Below are 16196 nucleotides of genomic sequence, written 5' to 3' on the forward strand. Positions count from 1 at the left end.
GGACACGGTGGACACGGACGCATCATCCGTGAGCAGAGACGTAGACGTACGAGGGCCAGCCGCGGTCCGGATGGAGATCAGCCAGTCGAAGTACCTGTCCGCCGCGGAACAGGAACAGGAGATGCACGCCATCCTGACCGTTCGGGTCGACGGCACGGAGGGCGGCGCGGGCGCGGGCCCCCTGCTCGCCCAGATCCTGGCCGTGGACTGTTCCAGCTCGATGGACTTTCCGGAGGAGAAGCTCCGGGCGGCCCGAGGGGCGGCCGTGGCGGCGCTGCGGATACTGCCCGACGGCACGCCCTTCGCGGTGATCCGGGGCGCGGAAACGGCGACCGTGGCGTACCCGCCGGACGGCGCCATGGTCCGGGCGGACGCCCGGCGGCGTGCGGAGGCGGAGAAGGCCGTGCACCGGCTGGTGCCGGGAGGCGGCACCTGCATCGGCGCCTGGCTCGATCTGTCCCGTCAGCTGTTGGAGCAGCAGGACGCGCCCATCGGACACGTCCTGCTGCTCACCGACGGGAAGAACCAGCACGACGCGCTGACACCGCTGGATGGCGTCCTGGGGAAGTGTGCGGGGCGTTTCGTGTGCGACGCCTGGGGCATCGGCGACGGCTGGGACGGGCGGGAACTCCTCAAGATCACCCGCCACTTGCACGGCAGCGCCGGCTCGGTGCGCGAGGCCTCCGTGCTCCGCGAGGAGTACGAGAAGCTGATGCACCGCCTGCTCACGAAGAGCGTTCCCGAGCTGGTGATCTCCGTGACCCCCGAGGACGGGGCAGCGGTGCGCTACGTCAAGCAGGTCTTCCCCGCCGAGGCCGAACTCGCCTCCGGCGGCGGGCAGGACGGCGGGCCCCAGCGGTTCGTCACCCGTGCGTGGGGGGACGAGACCCGCCGCTACCAGCTGTGCCTCTCGGCCGACCCGGCCGGCCGGGAGTCCGGGAAGGACCTCCCACTCGCCCTCGTGGCCGTCGAGGTGCCCGGTGGCGAACGGGTGCGGCTGCCGACGCCCCTGGCCTGTGTCGTGCACTGGACCGACGACCCGGCCCTGTCCGAGTACACCGACGTCCAGGTCGGGCACTTCGAGCGGCACCAGTTGCTCGGCGAGGCCATCGCGGCGGCGACCGACGCCCACCGCAAAGGCGAACACGACCTGGCGGAGCGGGAGTTGGGCCAGGCCGTGCGGCTCGCACACGGCATGGGCGGCGCCGGGCCGCTCGGTCGGCTGGAACGGCTCGTGGAGATCGTCGACGCCGTGGAAGGGCGGGTCAGGATGCGTACCGGCGTGGCGGCCGTCGACTTCGAGCACCTGATCACCGCGAGCAGCCACAGCACGTACGGCCCCGCGTCGGCCCCCGGCTGCGGCACGACCCTCGCCGGACCGGCCGGAGGCACGATGCTGTGCCCGTCCTGCGAGAAGAAGGCGCCGGTGACCGCACGGTTCTGCCCGTCCTGCCGACACCGCTTCGGAGAGCGGCCATGAGCACCACCGGGCGGGACCTGACCCGCAGACTCCGGCTGCTGCTGGCCCTCGGGGCCGCCGCCACCCTCGTACTGTTCGGCGCGTACCGGGGTGTGCACGACGACACCGTTCCGCTGGCGTCGTCGAGCGCGCCGGGGATCCTGGCGGTCGACACCGCGACGAACGCGCTGAAGAACGCGAACAAGGTCGTCAGCGGCGGGGTGGCGAACGACACGACCGGTGAGTTCCACACCCAGATCTCGGTCGCGCACCAGAGCCTCGCGCTGGCCGCCTCGGAGAACGTCACCGGCTTCAAGGACCGCCACACCCTCCAGACCGTCACCGGGCTGATCGCCGTCTACTCGGGCTTTGTGGAGCGCGCCGGCAAGGTGCGGGACAACAGTCGGCTGAGCACCGTCTACCTGCATTACGCGGACAAGGTGCTCGGCCCCGGGACCGAGGGGGACATCATGAGCCGCCTTGAGGAGCTGCGGACGGACCAGGTGAGGGAGGCCAAGCGGCAGGCGTCCTTCCCCTGGCAGTTGCGGCTGGGCTGGAGCGCGGTCCTGGTGCTGTACGCGGCCCTGTGCGCGGCGCTGGTGGAGGCGCAGTGGTTCGCGCGGCGGCGGTTCCGCCACTCCGTGCACCCACCCCTGCTGGCCGCGACCGTCCTGTGCGTGGCCGGAGTGGTGGTCCTGGGCTGCCTCACCGCGGACGTCTGTACGACGATGACCGGCATTCGCAACGAGCTCCTCACGCCAGTGAAGGCGGGCCGGATCCCCGATTTCGCCACCGAGGTGGAGGACAAGATGGCGAACGCCGGCTTCTGGGCTTCGCTGTCCAACTGGTTACTGATCGAAGGGGCGTTGCTGATGGCGCTGATGGTGGCGGGGCTGTGGCCGCGCATCGCGGAGTACCGGTTCAGGGCGGCGCGATGAGACGGCCACGACTCCGCACCCTCGGCATCGTCTGCGTCTGTCTGGTCCTCCTCGCGGCCGGTGCCGTCACGGGGGTGCGCTGGGTGCGGGACAAGGGCTCGGTGACCCTGCTCGCCAACTGGAGCGGAGGGGAGAAGAAGCAGTTCGACAAGGTCATCGAGGAGTTCGAGCAGGAGCAGGGGATCGAGGTCGACTATCAGGGCAGCTCCGCCCTCAGCCAGGTGCTGGCCGCCGGTATCGCCTCCGGTTCGCCGCCCGACGTGGCGGTGGTCCCGGGGCCGGGCGAACTGATGACCTACGCGGACGAGGGACGGCTCCACAGGCTGGACGCCCTATTCGAAGTTGGTCGGTACGACACATTCTGGGCACCTGAGGTGGAGCCGCGGGGGAGCAGGAAGGGCAGGTACTGGCTGCCGGTCAAGACCGGGCTGAAGAGCATGGTGTGGTACTCGGAGATGAAGGCGGAACAGGTCGCCAAGTCCGCCCACAGTCCCGATAGTTGGTGCCTGGCCATGGAGTCCGGCGCGACCTCCGGCTGGCCGGGCACCGACTGGGTGGAGGACATCCTGCTGCAGCAGACGGACGCCAAGACGTACGGGGCCTGGGCGAACGGCACCCTCGCATGGACGCACGACCACGTCCGTAAGGCCTGGAGCACCTGGGGCGAGCTGGTGGGCGTGGGCGAACCGAAACGCATCGACCAGGCGCTGGAGGACTCCTTCGAGAAGGCCTGCACGCGACGGCTGGAGCACCTGGGGTCGTTCCGGGCAAGCCACTGGATGAAGAAGACCGACGGCGAGTACGTCCACTCCGCCGCCGTGATCCCCGAGGCCGCTCCACTGAAGCGCTGGGAGGTCTCCGGCGACCTCGCGGTCATGCTGAACGGGACCAAGGAGGCGAAGCAGCTGATCCGCTATCTGGCCGACCCCGGGACCCAACTGCCGGCCTACACGGTGAACGCGGACGCCCCGGTGCCGGGCGACAGCAGGACGACGCGGCGGGAGATCGCCTCGACCCTTCGTGGACTGGACGGGACCCTCTGCTGGGATGCCTCGGACGCGATGCCGCGCGTCGTACGGGACGCCTTCCACCAGGCGGTGCTCCGCTACCTCATCTCACCGGAGACACTCGACGCCGAGCTGGAGGCCCTGGACCGACTACGCGTCGCCAACCAGGGCACGACACAACTCCCCGTCTGCGGCTAAGGCCTGACCTCGCCCCCTTTGACGATCAGCTCCTCCAAGGCCGGCCGGTCCTCGGCGCCGCCCTGAGCGGTGACCCGGACGTACCGGGCGTTCACCGGCGGGCTGAGCGTGCCCTCGGTACCGTCGGGCCGTACCGTCGTCCAGCCGTTGCCGTCCCGGGAGACCTCGACCGCGTACGTGGCCGGGAGCGGGTCCCGCCAGCGCGGGGCGACGTGGGTGAGCCGTCGGGGTCGGCGCAGATCGAGCGTCACGGCTCCTTCGGCGGCGTCCGGCGACCAGAAGGTGGTGTCGTTGCCGTCGACCGCCGCCACCGCGTAGGCGCCGGGCTCCTCGGTCGAGGCGCTGACCTGGGCGCAGCGCGCCAGGTTGGCGGTGGGGTCGCGGTCCGGGCGCCGGGTCTTGAGGACGGCCGGTACGGACTCGCTCACCAGCCGATCGCCCTCCGGCGAGTCCACGCGCATCGGTTCCCCGCCGGTCAGCCGGACGGTGGTCTGCTCCGGCCCGACGGCGATGTCGAAGGTGCGCCCCTGCCAGCGCAGACCGCGCAGGGTCACGCCGTCCTTGAGCTGTGGCGGCAGCAGCGGATCCAGCCGGATGCCGTCCTCGCGCCAGCGCAGCCCGGTCAGGCCATGGGTGAAGGCCTGCAGGAAGCCGCCCTTGCCGGTCAGGAAGTCCTGGGCGGGCTGCCCTGCCAGCGGGTCGGACGCCCCTGCCTTCGCGCCCCGGGCCTCGGCGAACAGCGCGTACGGATCGCGGGCGAACGGCCGGTAGGCGCGCAGGAGATAGGTGTACGTCGCACAGCCGGGCGCGCCGATCTCGGCGGCGTCGACGGCGTGCACCGAGTCCGTCATGGCCGGGCCGTCGGGGTCGCTGCGCCGCGCGTAGTAGTCGAGCGTCCGGGCCTTCCGCGCGTCGTCCATGGGCCATTCGAGCGGATAGATCAGCAGTACCGTGTCGGCCTGCTTGATCGGCTTCGTGCCGTCGTACCCCGCGTACTGGAGGTAGACGCCGGTGTCCGTGTCGTAGGGGATGCGCAGCCGGTCGGCGATCCTGGTCCACTCCTCCGGCACCGGCTCGCCGAGCAGTTGTCCGGCGCGGGTGGCGTTGCGCAGGGCGACCGCAGCGCCGGCGTTGGTGAAGACGCCGTCGTCGACGTCGTTGCTGTACTCGTCGGGCCCCGCCACATGGTTGATCGAGTACGAGCCGTCGGAGTTGGCGGTGACCCGGCTCGCCCAGAAGTCCGCGATGCCCTTCAGCAGGGGCCAGCCACGGCCGCGCAGCCAGTCGGTGTCGCCCGTCACCAGGTAGTACTGCCAGGCGGCGAGGGAGACGTCGCTCTGCAGATGGTTCTGCATCCGGCAGTGGTCGGGGTCCACGCTGTGGCACTCGGTGGCCAGGTCGCCGTCGCCGCCGCTGGTCCACGAGTAGAACAGACCCCGGTGGCCGAGCCGGGCGGCGTTGGCCCGGGCCGCCGGCATGGTCCGGTACCGGTACTCCACGATCGTCCGTGCCAGTTCCGGGTGGAACGCCAGCAGCCCCGGGTGGATCCACGTCTCGGCGTCCCAGAAGACCAGCCCCGCGTAGTTGTCGCTGGTCAGGCCGACCGGCGACACACTGGTGCCAGTACCGGGCCGGGTGGCCGACAGCACCCCGTACAGGGCGGACCGCAGCCAGGTCTGGATGTCCGGACGGCCGGGCACCTCGATACCGCCGCGCCACAGCTCGTTCCAGGACCTGGCGTGTGCGTCGAACAGCGTGTCCCAGCCGCGCGCGGCGGCCCACCTGGAGGCGTCGAGCGCGGCGCGTTCCGGCAGCCCGGACGTCAACTCCGTGTCCACACCGACGTACTTGACGAACTCGTACGACCGGCCCGGCTCGACCGCGACGGTGGCGGACTGGCTCTCGGAGCCGACGTCGGCGGTGCGTCGATCGGCCGGGCGCCGAGGCCTGTCGGACCGGTCGACACCGGCGCGGGCGGCGCTGCCGCCGAGGACGAGGGTGGAGGCGACCGCGCCGTCCACGTTCGTGCCGTCGGTGCGGAAGGCGAGGCCGATGGTCCGGTCCGCGCTGCCGGGCGGGGGCCCCCCGCCAGTCTTGGTGATCCGTCGTGCCCCGGCGCCGTCCAGGACGTCGGTGACGGTGGTCCGGCCGCGCCAGTGGGGCACCATGCGCAGTCGTACGGTGCCCACGTGCGGGTTGTTGCGGTCGGTGGTGATGTCGTAGACCAGGTCCGTGGCCCGGCCGTCGGCGGCGGTCCAGGTCAGGGACGTACGGACGAGTCCGCAGCGCTGGAACAGGGTCTGGCGGTATCCCGAGATCGCCGCGGCGGGCGTCTGCGAGGTGAAGGTGTCCCCGCCGACGCCCACGGTGAGCGTCGACCAGGTGGGGAGGGCGGCGGCGACCTGGAACCCCTTGGCCACGGCCGGGTCGCGGGCGTACAGGCCCGCGGCGAAGGCGCCGTCGTAGGCCGGGGTGTAGAGGGGCCAGCCGGTCCGCTCAGCGGTGGCGTCGTATCCCATGCCGTTGGGGGGAACGCGCTGGCCGAGCAGGCCGTTGGCGACGTAGGCGTGGTAGGGGTCGGCCCGGTCCGGCCGGGTGGTCGAGGGAGCCCAGGCCGGGTCTCCGGCGTCCCGCAGACAGGGCCGGTCGGGCATTCCCGCGGCAGCCGCCCGGGGCACCTGTGCGGCCGGGACGGCCAGAGCGGGGACGAGTGCCGTCGCCAGGGCGAGGACACCCGCGAGGACGGGCGGAAGCGGCCGACCGCTGCGACGACGCCCGGCCCGGCCCCTTCCGGGGTGGAATCGTGGTGGCATCGCTGTCCCTTCAACTGCGGCCCGTCCAGCGGCGGATGAGCTGCCGACTGTGCCCTCAACGGGGTGTTGCGGGACAAATGATGACATGGCCAGGCATAGGCTCCGGCGATGCGCGGAGGGGCGGCGGGGGGAGTGCGGCAGCCAGGTGGGGGCGCGTAGGAGCGAGGCAGACCAGAGGGTCGGCGATCACCTCGGCGGAACCGCCGACGGTCCGTTGTCCAGGTGCCCGGCCTCGGCCGAGCAGCCGGCCGTACCGCGGCAACGGCATCTCGCCGTGGCCGACGCCTGACGGGGGCTGACAGGGATTGACGGGGACTGACGGGGACTGATCCCGTCCGGCGGCGGGGCCAGGGAGCCGGGCGGGTGGGACGGGACGCGCCGAAGAGCGGGAACACGGTCAACCTGCCCCGCGCAGCGGGATACTTGTGGCTTCTCACGACAATGCGACCAGGGGAGCGGATCCGTGAACTCTGCCGTAGGGGCGGGCGGTTGGGGCGAGAGCGGCGGTCGGGGCGGGCGGCACGCGGTCGTTGTGGGCGGGAGTCTCGCGGGGCTTCTCGCTGCGCACGTCCTGGCCGGGCACGCCGACCGGGTGACCGTCGTCGAGCGCGACCGGTTCCCGGACGGCACCGGGGCACGGCCCGGCGTGCCGCAGGGCCGGCATCCGCATGTCCTGCTGCAGGGCGGGCAGTCGGCCCTGGAGTCGCTGCTGCCGGGCTTCCTGGGGGAGCTGCGGGAGGCGGGGGCGCCACGGGTCGGCCTGCCGTCGGACCTGGTGCTGTGGCAGAACGGCCGCTGGTTCCGCCGGGTGCCCCCGTCGACGCACATCTACACCGGTTCCCGTGCGCAGTTGGAGGGGCTGGTGCGGCGGCGGGTGCTCGCCGACCCGGCGATCGGCGTGGTCGAGGGCACCGACGCGGTCGGGCTGCTCGGTGACGCCTCGCGGGTGCGGGGCGTACTGCTGCGGGACCGCTCCGACGGTGCCGACGCGGAGCACCGGGCGCTGGAGGCCGATCTCGTCGTCGACGCCTCCGGCAGCGGCACCAAGGCCCCGCAGTGGCTCGCCGCGCTCGGCGCCGAGGCTCCGCACGAGGAGACCATCGACACCGGGCTCGCCTACGCCTCCCGCGTCTACCGGGGCAGGGACGGCGTCCTCGGCGGCGACACCCTCGGGTACTACGTCTACCCCAACCCCGAACAGGTCCACGGCGGCGGTGCGCTGCCGCTGGAGGACGGCAGTCATCTGGTCATCGTCTCGGGGCTGCGCGGCGACGAACCGCCCAAGGGCGACGACGAGTTCGAGACGTACACCAAGCGGCTGGGGCATCCGCTCCTGGACCGGTGGATCGAGGAAGCCGAACCGCTCTCGTCGGCCTTCGGCTACCGGCGGACCGCGAACACCCGCCGCCGCTACGACCTGCCCGGCCGCCGCCCGGCCGGCTTCCTCGCCACCGGCGACGCCCTGTGCACCTTCAACCCGATCTACGGGCAGGGCATGGCCGTCGCCGCGATGAGCGCGGTCGCCCTGCGCGACGCGCTCGCCGACCGGCGCCGGACGCCCACCACGCGCCGCGTGCAGCAGGCGGTCCTCGCGGCGTCCCGGCTCGCGTGGGACATCTCCGCCGGGGCGGACCGCAAGATGCCGGGTGCCGTCGGCACCGCGGTCGAGGGCGCGCCCACGGACCGTGTCGCGGACTGGTATCTGCGCCGGGTCACGGAGCGGTCCCCCGGCGACCCTGTCGTGGGCCGCGCCTTCCGCGCCGTACTGACCCTCTCCGCGCCCGTCTCCGCCCTGTTCGCGCCACCCGTGGCCCGCGCCGTGCTCTTCGGCCCGCCCGGACCGACACCGACCCGGCCGCCGGAGGCACTGGAGGAGCCGGGGGAGTCGGGGGAGCCGGGGGACTGAGCAGAACGAAGTGGGGCCCTGCCGTCGTACGGCAGGGCCCCAACGCATCTTCTTCCGTTACGACGTGCAGACGTCCTTCAGCCTGTCGGCCGCCGCGTCGATCTTGCTGGAGTCCGGGCTCGTGTCGCCGTTCAGGATGGACTTGTTGTAGTCGTCGATCGCCTTGTCCAGGTCGTCGACCGCCTTGTCGACCTTGCTGTCGTCAGTGTCCTTGTTGATCTTGTCCAGGTTCTTGTCGATCGTGTCGATGGAGTCGTCGGTCTTCGACGGGTCCTTCACGGCGTCCCAGCCGGCCTCGTGGATCGCCTTGATGCTGTCCGAGATCGAGTCGGCGTTGCTGACGCAGCCCAGGGAGTTGTCGAGGTCTTCGCAGCCGGTCAGCAGCCCGGCGGTCAGGGTGACGGCGGCGACGGCGGTGGCGACGGTGGCGATACGACGGCCGCGGCGGCGGTTCGAGGGCATGGCAGGGGTCCCTTCACTTCATTCGCTTCAGTGGTTGACGAGATGTGGTGCTCGGGCTGTCAGGCCCAGGGCTGCTGCTGTACGGGGGCGGGGGCCGGCCGCTTCTTGCGGCTCGAGACGAGTCCGCCCGCCGCGCCCAGTGAGACCAGGCCCATGCCTGCGGCGGTCGCGATCCCCTTCACCCCGTCCATCGTGAAGTAGCAGAACGCGGCCACACCGCCGTTGAACAGGAACAGGAACCAGAGGGTGGACGGCTTCGACAGGAACGCCTTGATCCTCGGCTTCTTGGCGATGCGCGAGCCGGCCAGCATCGACACGGCGATGCCTGTGTAGGTGGCGACGTCCTTCTGGGTGCCGTCGAGGACGGTGCCGGAGGCGGTGCTCGCGGCGAGACCGGCCGCGAAGAACGACCACAGCAGCAGATTGGCGATGAACGACTTCACGGCGGCGAGCAGCGACTTCACGGACTTTCCTTCGGCAGGGACGGGAGGGAGCAGATGAGGGGCCGACGTGATCCGTGGACCCCTTGTGTTCTCTGTCGACTACGATCCCGTCGCCCGCTCGCCGCCACGAGGGACCGCTCTCCCGAATGCATGGTGTAGCCCGCTACACCATCTGCTCCCACGCCCCTCCGCATCTCCTCACTCTTGACCGTTGCTTTGTACCGACCGATTGGTCTAACTTTCGTGAAGGGGGTCGCAACGGAGCTGCAATCAGGAGTCGTGCATGAGGAACGAGGGCGACGCCCCGGAGAAAAGCGCTGGTCAGGGTGCTGGCCAGGGGTCCGACCAGCCGCCCGGCCGGGTGCTTGTGGTGGGCGCCTCGGCGTCCGGGTTGTCCACCGTGGAGGCGTTGCGGCGCAAGGGTTTCGCGGGTGGGATCACGGTGCTGGGTGATGAGCCGCATGCTCCGTACGATCGTCCGCCGCTGTCCAAGCAGGTGCTCTCCGGTGCCTGGGAGCCCGAGCGTGCCGCGCTGCGTGCGCAGGAGCAACTGGCGTCGCTGGACGCCGAGTTCCTCTACGGGGAGACCGCCGTCGCGTTGGACACCAAGGCGCGGAGTGTGCGTACCGCCTCGGGGCGGGAAGTGGCCGCCGATGCCGTGGTCATCGCGACGGGTGTGCGGGCGCGGCGGTTTGCGGGTCAGGACGATCTGGCCGGTGTGCATGTGCTGCGGTCGCTGGATGACGCGTTGGCGTTGCGGGGGGATCTGGTGGCGGGCCGGCGGCTGGTGGTCGTGGGTGAGGGTGTGCTGGGGTCGGAGATCGCGGCGACGGCGCGGGTGTTGGGTCTTGGGGTGACGTTGGCGGGTCCGTTGGCGGGGCCGATGGCGTTGCAGGTGGGTCCGGTGGTGTCGGGGGTGCTGGGCGAGCTGCACACCGAGCGCGGGGTGAGCCTGCGGCTGGGTGAGGGTGTGGTCGGGCTGGCCGGTGCGGGCGGCCGGGTGTCGGGGGTGCGGCTGGCGTCGGGTGAGGTGCTGCCCGCGGATGTGGTCGTGGTCGCGATCGGGGGGATTCCGGCGACGGAGTGGCTGGCGGACAGTGGGCTGACGCTCGACAACGGTGTGGTGTGCGATGTGCACTGCCGTGCGGCCGAGGGAATCTACGCGGTCGGTGATGTGGCGCGTTGGTATCACGAGGGTCTGGGCCGGTTGTTGCGGTTGGAGAACCGTACGAATGCCACGGAGCAGGGGATGGCGGTCGCCGGGGCGATCCTCGGCGGGGACGAGCCCTACGTGCCGGTGCCGTATTTCTGGACGGATCAGTTCGACGCGAAGCTCCAGGTCCACGGTTTCCTGCCGGCTGACGCCGAAGTGGACGTCGTCGAGGGCGAGTTGGCGGCGCGGCGTTTCGTTGCCCGGTATCGGGTCGGGGGTCGGGTGACGGGTGTTCTCGGCTGGAACATGCCCAAGCAGACCCGGCTGGCCCGCCAGGAAGTCGTCGACGGGCTCGAAGCCGCCCCGGCACCCGGCCACTGAACGACCAGCCACTGAACGACCGTCCACCGAATCACCCACTGAAGGTTCAGGAGAGATGCCATGAAGGTTGTCGTCGACGAGGAGAAATGCGTCGCCGCCGGGCAGTGTGTGTCCGCCGCCATGGACGTGTTCGACCAGCGTGACGAGGACGGCATCGTCGTCCTCCTGGACGAGAACCCGCCCGCCGAGCTGGCCGAGGACGTACGCAACGCCGCCGCGGTCTGCCCCGCGCTGGCCATCCGCATCGAGGAATGAGCGGCGGCGCTCGTCCTGCCGCCCCACCGTCCGCCCCCAGGGACCGCCGGACCTCCCCCACACCCACCCGCACCGCCCGAACCACCTGGAGGTAAGACCATGGCCGAGGCACCCATCGAAGAGGTCGCCCCCGACGCGGGGACCGCGGAGATCTTCGACTACCCGGGGGAGCGGGACGGCAAGTGTCCGTTCGCCCCGCCCGCCGGGCTGCTCGCACTCCACGACCAGGGGCCCGTGTCGCGCGCCCGGATCTGGGACGGCAGCACCCCCTGGCTCGTCACGGGGCACGCCGCCCAGCGCAGGATCCTCTCCGACCCCCGGGTCAGTTCGAACGACAAGCAGCCCGGGTTCCCGCACCCCACCCAGGCCCAGTCCGAGAACGCCCCGCACCACCCGCTGACCATCTTCAACGCGGACGGCGCCGACCACACCCGTATCCGCCGCACGATGACCAGCCCCTTCACCCGTAACCGGATGGAGAAACTGCGCCCGGAGATCCAGCGGTTCACCGACGAACTCATCGACCAGATGCTCGCGGGCCCGAAGCCGGTCGACCTGAACACCGCGCTGTCGCTGCCGCTGCCCTCGCTGATGATCTGCGCGCTGCTCGGAGTGCCGTACGAGGACCACGAGTTCTTCCAGGAGCACGCGGCCGTCGCCAACAAGCGGGTCAAGACCGCCGAGGACGACCGGGTCGCCATGGAGGCGCTCGGCGGATATCTGACCGGACTGCTCCAGGCGCGGACGGACAACCCCTCCGACGACGTGCTGTCGGACTTCGCCGGCCGGGTCAAGGCCGGTGAACTCGAACTGTCCGAGGCGGTCATGCTCTGCATGATCCTGCTGATCGCCGGTCACGAGACCAGCGCGAACATGATCACGCTGGGTACGGCCCTGCTGCTGGAGAACCCCGGGCAGGCGGCGCGGCTGCGCGAGAGCGACGACCCCAAGTTCGTCGCGAACGCCGTCGAGGAGGTGCTGCGCTACCTCACGATCCCGCACCTCGGGCAGCGCCGGATCGCCGCCGAGGACATCGAGTTCGAGGGCGAGACCATCCGGGCCGGCGAGGGCATCGTCGTACCGCTGCCGGCCGGGAACTGGGACCCGGTGGCCTTCCCCGAGCCGGAGCGGCTCGACCTCGGCCGGGAGGCCAAGCACCACCACACCTTCAGCTGGGGCATCCACCAGTGCATCGGCCAGCAGCTCGCCCGGATCGAGCTCCAGGTCGTCTACGGAACGCTCTTCCGCCGCATCCCGACCCTGGCCCTCGGGGTGCCCCGCGACGAGCTGGAGTTCAAGGGCGACTCGCTCGCGTACGGCATCTACGAGCTGCCGGTGACCTGGTAGCGGGCGAGGCGACGGTGTGCAGTGGACCGGCCCCGCACGGGAACTCCGTGCGGGGCCGGTTCGCGTGGCCGTCGGGGCGCTCAGACCAGGTACCGCCCGCCGTTGGTGCTGAGGGTCTGGCCGGTGACGTAACCGGCCTCCTCGGAGGCCAGATACGCGACCGCGTAGGCGACGTCCTCCGGCTGTCCCGCCCGCTTCATCGGCATCATGGCGGCGACCGCGTCGACGTCGACCGGGCCCTGGCGGACCAGCGGGGTGTCGATGAAGCCGGGCGGTACGTGGTTCACGGTGACGCCCGTCGCCGCGTACTCGATGGCCAGCGCGCGGGTGAGGCCGATGACGCCGCCCTTGGACGAGGCGTAGTGGGCCATCGAGGGCGCGCCCGTCTGCGCGGACGACGAGGAGATGTTGACGATCCGGCCCCAGCCCGCCGCCAGCATGTCGGGCACCAGTTCCTTGGTGACCAGGAACGGGCCCTTGAGGTTGATGCCGATCATCCGGTCCCACGACTCCTCGGTGATGCTCGTGAAGGGTTCGTAGGCCGTGGTCCCGGCGTTGTTGACGAGGATCGTGACCGGGCCGAACGCCTCGCGGGTCCGGGCCGCCGCCGCGGCCACATCGGCGGCCTTGGACGCGTCGCCGCCCACCGCGATCGCCGTACCGCCGTCCTTGACGATCCTGGCGGCGGTGTCCTCGGCGCTCTCGAGGTTCAGGTCCCAGACCGCGACCGCGGCGCCACGGGCCGCGAGTACGGTCGCGATGGCCTGTCCGATGCCGCGACCGCCGCCGGTGACGACTGCGGCCCTTCCTGCCAGTCCTGCCGGCGTCATGTGCGCTCCCTTGCGTGTGACGTGCGTACGACGTGTGTATGGCGGCTCTGTCGCGCTTCCGGAGCCCCCGCCGTTGATCGGACTCCGTGCTTCCTTTACGCTCAGGTCAATGATAGACCGACCGGTCGAAACAATAAAAGGTTATGGGCCGGTCCCACGCGGGCCTCGAACGACCCCTGTGAAGTTGGAGGGCAGATGAGCGACTCAGTCAGCGTTGACGTCGATGTCGATGTGCTGGTCATCGGAGCCGGTGTCACCGGCATCTACCAGCTGTACCGGGCCCGGGAGGCCGGGTTCGGCGTGAGGCTGCTGGAGGCCGGCAGCGGGGTCGGCGGCACCTGGTACTGGAACCGCTATCCCGAAGCCCGCTTCGACTCCGAGAGCTACACCTACGGCTACCTCTTCTCCAAGGAGCTGTGGGAGGAGTGGGAGTGGTCCGAGCGGTTCGCGGGCCAGCCGGAGATCGAGCGGTACTTCAACTACGTGGTCGACCGGTTCGACCTGCGGCGCGACATCTCCTTCGGGACGAAGGTCACCGCGGCCGTGTACGACGAGCCGACCGGGACCTGGGTCGTCCGGACCGCCGACGGCGGCGAGACCCGGGCGCGGTACGTCGTCGCGGCGACCGGCATCCTCTCCGTGCCGTTCATCCCGGGCATCGAGGGGCGCGCGGACTTCCGGGGGGCGCAGCACCACACCGGCCAGTGGCCGAAGGCGCCCGTGGACTTCACCGGCAAGCGTGTGGCCCTCATCGGCACCGGGTCCAGCGGCGTACAGATCGTCCCGGCGATCGCCGACCAGGTGGCCTCGCTGACGGTGTACCAGAAGGTCGCCGACTGGCTGACCCCGCTCAACAACGCGCCCATCGAGCCCGAGGAGCAGGCGCAGCTCAAGGCCGGTTTCGAGTCGATCCGCGACACGCTGAACACCTCGCCGAGCGGCTTCCTCCACCAGATCACGATGCGGTCGGGGCTTGAGGACAGCCCGGAGCAACGGCAGGCGTTCTACGAGGAACGGTGGAACGGGCCCGGCTTCACCAAGCTGTCCGAGCACTACTACGACATGACCACCAACGAGGTCGTGAACAAGGAGTGGTGCGAGTTCATCGCGGCCAGGATCCGGAGCATCGTCGAGGACCCGGAGACCGCCGAGAAGCTGATCCCCAAGGACCACGCCTACGGTGGCCGGCGCCCGCCCTTCGGGACCGGCTACTACGAGACGTACAACAAGCCCAACGTCTCCCTCGTCGACATCAACGTGACGCCGATCGTGCGGATCACCGAGTCCGGGATCGAGACCGCCGAGGGGCTGCACGAGGTCGACATCATCATCTGGGCGACCGGCTACGACTTCGGCACCGGCGCCCTCAACCGGCTCGGTGTGCGCGGCCGGGGAGGTCTGCCGCTGGAGGAGTACTGGGCGGACGGCCCGAGCACCTACCTCGGGGTCGTGACCGCCGGTTTCCCGAACTTCTTCTTCCCGGGCGGGCCGCACGGCGCCCTCGGCAACAACCCGCGGTACGCCGGTGACCAGGTGGACTTCGTCACCGACGCGCTCGTGCGCACGCGTGAGCACGGGCACGACGTCGTCGAGGTCGACCCCGCGGCGGAGCTGGAGTGGACGGAGATGATGAACGACAAGGCGTCGGTCTCCTCCTTCCTGCAGAGCAGCTACTTCTACGGCGCCAACATCCCCGGCAAGCCGATCCGGCAGCTCCTCAACCCGACCGGGCGCTGGAAGCTCCAGGAGCTGATCGCGGACGTCGTCGAGAAGGACTACACGACGTTCACCTTCTCCAGGACCGGCTCCTAGGCCCGCCCCGGTCATTTCATTGACCGATCGGTACACGATACATAACATGCAGGTGGCAGGCCGTCGACGAGGACTGGCGCCAGGAAGAGGGATGACCATGACGACGAAGCGTTGGAAGCAGCGTCCGCCGGGCTCGACCTGGGGCGACTGGGGCGAGGACGACGAGCTGGGCAGGATCAACCTGGTCACCAAGGAGAAGGTCCTCCAGGGTGTGCGGGAGGTCGAGCACGGCATCGCCTTCAGTCTCAGCCTGCCGCTCGACTATCCCGGCGGCACCTCGCTGAACCAGCGTCGCTACCCGCCGATCCTGCGCCCCACCGAGGACCTCCAGCACAACCAGGACGTCTTCTACAACATCAAGGCCAGCGAGCACTTCTCCCCCGACCTGATCGACGTCTGGTCGGACGACGTGGTCACCCTGTGGCTCCAGTACTCCACCCAGTGGGACTCCCTCGCCCACCAGGGCGCCGAGTTCGACGCGGACTCCGACGGCGTGGCCGAACCCGTCTACTACAACGGCTACCGTCCCGACACCGACCTCGTCGGACCCAAGGACGACGCCAAGGGCGACGGCAGCGGCAGCCTCAGCCACGCCCGCCACCTCGGCATGGAACACATGGCCGAGCACGGCGTCCAGGGGCGCGGTGTCCTCATCGACATCGCCCACCACCTCGGCACCGGCTACCAGGCCGTCAACTACCGCCAGCTGCGCGAGATCATGGACGCCGACAACGTCGTCGTGGAGCCCGGCGACATGCTCCTGCTGCACACCGGGTTCGCCACCCAGGTGCTCGCCTGGGAGAAGAACCCGGACCCGGTCGCCATCCACCAGACCGCCGCCTATCTCGACGCCGACGACCCCGCCCTGCTGGAGTGGATCGCCGAGTCGCAGATCTCCGCGCTGGTCGCCGACAACTACGCGGTCGAGGGGGTCGGCGTCACCCAGGCCCAGGGTCCGCACACCCTCCTGCCGATCCACCACCTCTGCCTGTTCAAACTCGGCGTCCCCCTCGGGGAGATGTGGAACCTCGGCCCTCTCGCCGCCTGGCTGCGCGAGCACAACCGCAGCCGCTTCCTCCTCACCGCGCCCCCGCTCAACCTCCCGGGGACACAGGGCAGCCCCCTGACGCCCGTCGCCACGGTCTGACGACCCCGGAGTCGTTCGGTGCGGGTCGGGAATCCTGCCCCCGAC

At 70.6% G+C, this 16196-nt stretch carries 13 protein-coding genes; 9 read left to right on the forward strand and 4 right to left on the reverse strand.

Annotation, left to right across the window (positions count from 1 at the left end; all coding sequences use genetic code 11):
- Positions 1 to 28: 28 nt before the first annotated feature.
- The 3 genes from ACWCRB_RS36875 to ACWCRB_RS36885 are packed head-to-tail and all read left to right on the forward strand — an operon-like array spanning position 29 to position 3602.
- Positions 29 to 1480: a VWA domain-containing protein gene (locus tag ACWCRB_RS36875; RefSeq protein WP_451000224.1), complete on the forward strand. Its 1452-nt coding sequence runs from the start codon at positions 29 to 31 to the stop codon at positions 1478 to 1480.
- A complete protein-coding gene (locus ACWCRB_RS36880) occupies positions 1477 to 2397 on the forward strand; it encodes a hypothetical protein (protein ID WP_451000225.1) in 921 nt (306 codons plus the stop codon). The genes ACWCRB_RS36875 and ACWCRB_RS36880 overlap by 4 nt, the downstream gene beginning before the upstream one ends.
- On the forward strand, positions 2394 to 3602 hold the full coding sequence (locus ACWCRB_RS36885; RefSeq protein ID WP_451000226.1) for an extracellular solute-binding protein: 1209 nt from the start codon (positions 2394 to 2396) through the stop codon (positions 3600 to 3602). Before ACWCRB_RS36880 ends, ACWCRB_RS36885 begins: the two co-directional genes overlap by 4 nt.
- On the opposite strand, the gene ACWCRB_RS36890 is transcribed toward ACWCRB_RS36885, so the two are convergent.
- Entirely contained in the window at positions 3599 to 6415 is a 2817-nt protein-coding gene (locus tag ACWCRB_RS36890) for a discoidin domain-containing protein (RefSeq protein ID WP_451000227.1), read from the reverse strand. The genes ACWCRB_RS36885 and ACWCRB_RS36890 overlap by 4 nt on opposite strands.
- Positions 6416 to 6947: 532 nt before the next feature.
- Between ACWCRB_RS36890 and ACWCRB_RS36895 the strand changes: the two genes are divergently transcribed.
- Positions 6948 to 8321 carry an FAD-dependent oxidoreductase gene (locus ACWCRB_RS36895; RefSeq protein ID WP_451000234.1) on the forward strand — a complete coding sequence of 458 codons (1374 nt, stop codon included), beginning with the start codon at positions 6948 to 6950 and terminating at the stop codon, positions 8319 to 8321.
- Between the two features lie 57 nt (positions 8322 to 8378).
- Here the strand turns inward: ACWCRB_RS36895 and ACWCRB_RS36900 are convergent, their stop codons facing one another.
- Both ACWCRB_RS36900 and ACWCRB_RS36905 read right to left on the reverse strand, forming a co-directional pair.
- Positions 8379 to 8783: a hypothetical protein gene (locus ACWCRB_RS36900; protein WP_369029549.1), complete on the reverse strand. Its 405-nt coding sequence runs from the start codon at positions 8781 to 8783 to the stop codon at positions 8379 to 8381.
- Between the two features lie 59 nt (positions 8784 to 8842).
- Positions 8843 to 9247, reverse strand: a complete 405-nt coding sequence (locus ACWCRB_RS36905; RefSeq protein WP_451000228.1) for a hypothetical protein — start codon at positions 9245 to 9247, stop codon at positions 8843 to 8845.
- A gap of 262 nt (positions 9248 to 9509) precedes the next feature.
- Between ACWCRB_RS36905 and ACWCRB_RS36910 the strand changes: the two genes are divergently transcribed.
- From ACWCRB_RS36910 to ACWCRB_RS36920, 3 genes are all read left to right on the forward strand, one after another.
- Positions 9510 to 10760 carry an NAD(P)/FAD-dependent oxidoreductase gene (locus ACWCRB_RS36910; RefSeq protein ID WP_451000229.1) on the forward strand — a complete coding sequence of 417 codons (1251 nt, stop codon included), beginning with the start codon at positions 9510 to 9512 and terminating at the stop codon, positions 10758 to 10760.
- A 60-nt stretch (positions 10761 to 10820) separates the two neighbouring features.
- The gene (locus ACWCRB_RS36915; protein WP_369034636.1) at positions 10821 to 11015 is read left to right on the forward strand and encodes a ferredoxin; all 195 of its coding nucleotides are present in this window, start codon (positions 10821 to 10823) and stop codon (positions 11013 to 11015) included.
- Between the two features lie 99 nt (positions 11016 to 11114).
- Complete coding sequence (locus tag ACWCRB_RS36920) at positions 11115 to 12362, forward strand: cytochrome P450 (RefSeq protein WP_451000230.1); 1248 nt, start codon at positions 11115 to 11117, stop codon at positions 12360 to 12362.
- A gap of 80 nt (positions 12363 to 12442) precedes the next feature.
- On the opposite strand, the gene ACWCRB_RS36925 is transcribed toward ACWCRB_RS36920, so the two are convergent.
- Positions 12443 to 13192, reverse strand: coding sequence for an SDR family NAD(P)-dependent oxidoreductase (locus ACWCRB_RS36925; protein ID WP_451000231.1), 750 nt, complete (start codon positions 13190 to 13192; stop codon positions 12443 to 12445).
- Positions 13193 to 13387: 195 nt separating this feature from the next.
- Between ACWCRB_RS36925 and ACWCRB_RS36930 the strand changes: the two genes are divergently transcribed.
- On the forward strand, positions 13388 to 15004 hold the full coding sequence (locus tag ACWCRB_RS36930; protein ID WP_451000232.1) for a flavin-containing monooxygenase: 1617 nt from the start codon (positions 13388 to 13390) through the stop codon (positions 15002 to 15004).
- 97 nt (positions 15005 to 15101) lie between these two features.
- Entirely contained in the window at positions 15102 to 16151 is a 1050-nt protein-coding gene (locus ACWCRB_RS36935; protein WP_451000233.1) for a cyclase family protein, read from the forward strand.
- Positions 16152 to 16196 lie beyond the last annotated feature (45 nt).

This window comes from Streptomyces sp. NPDC002156 (genome assembly GCF_053593675.1).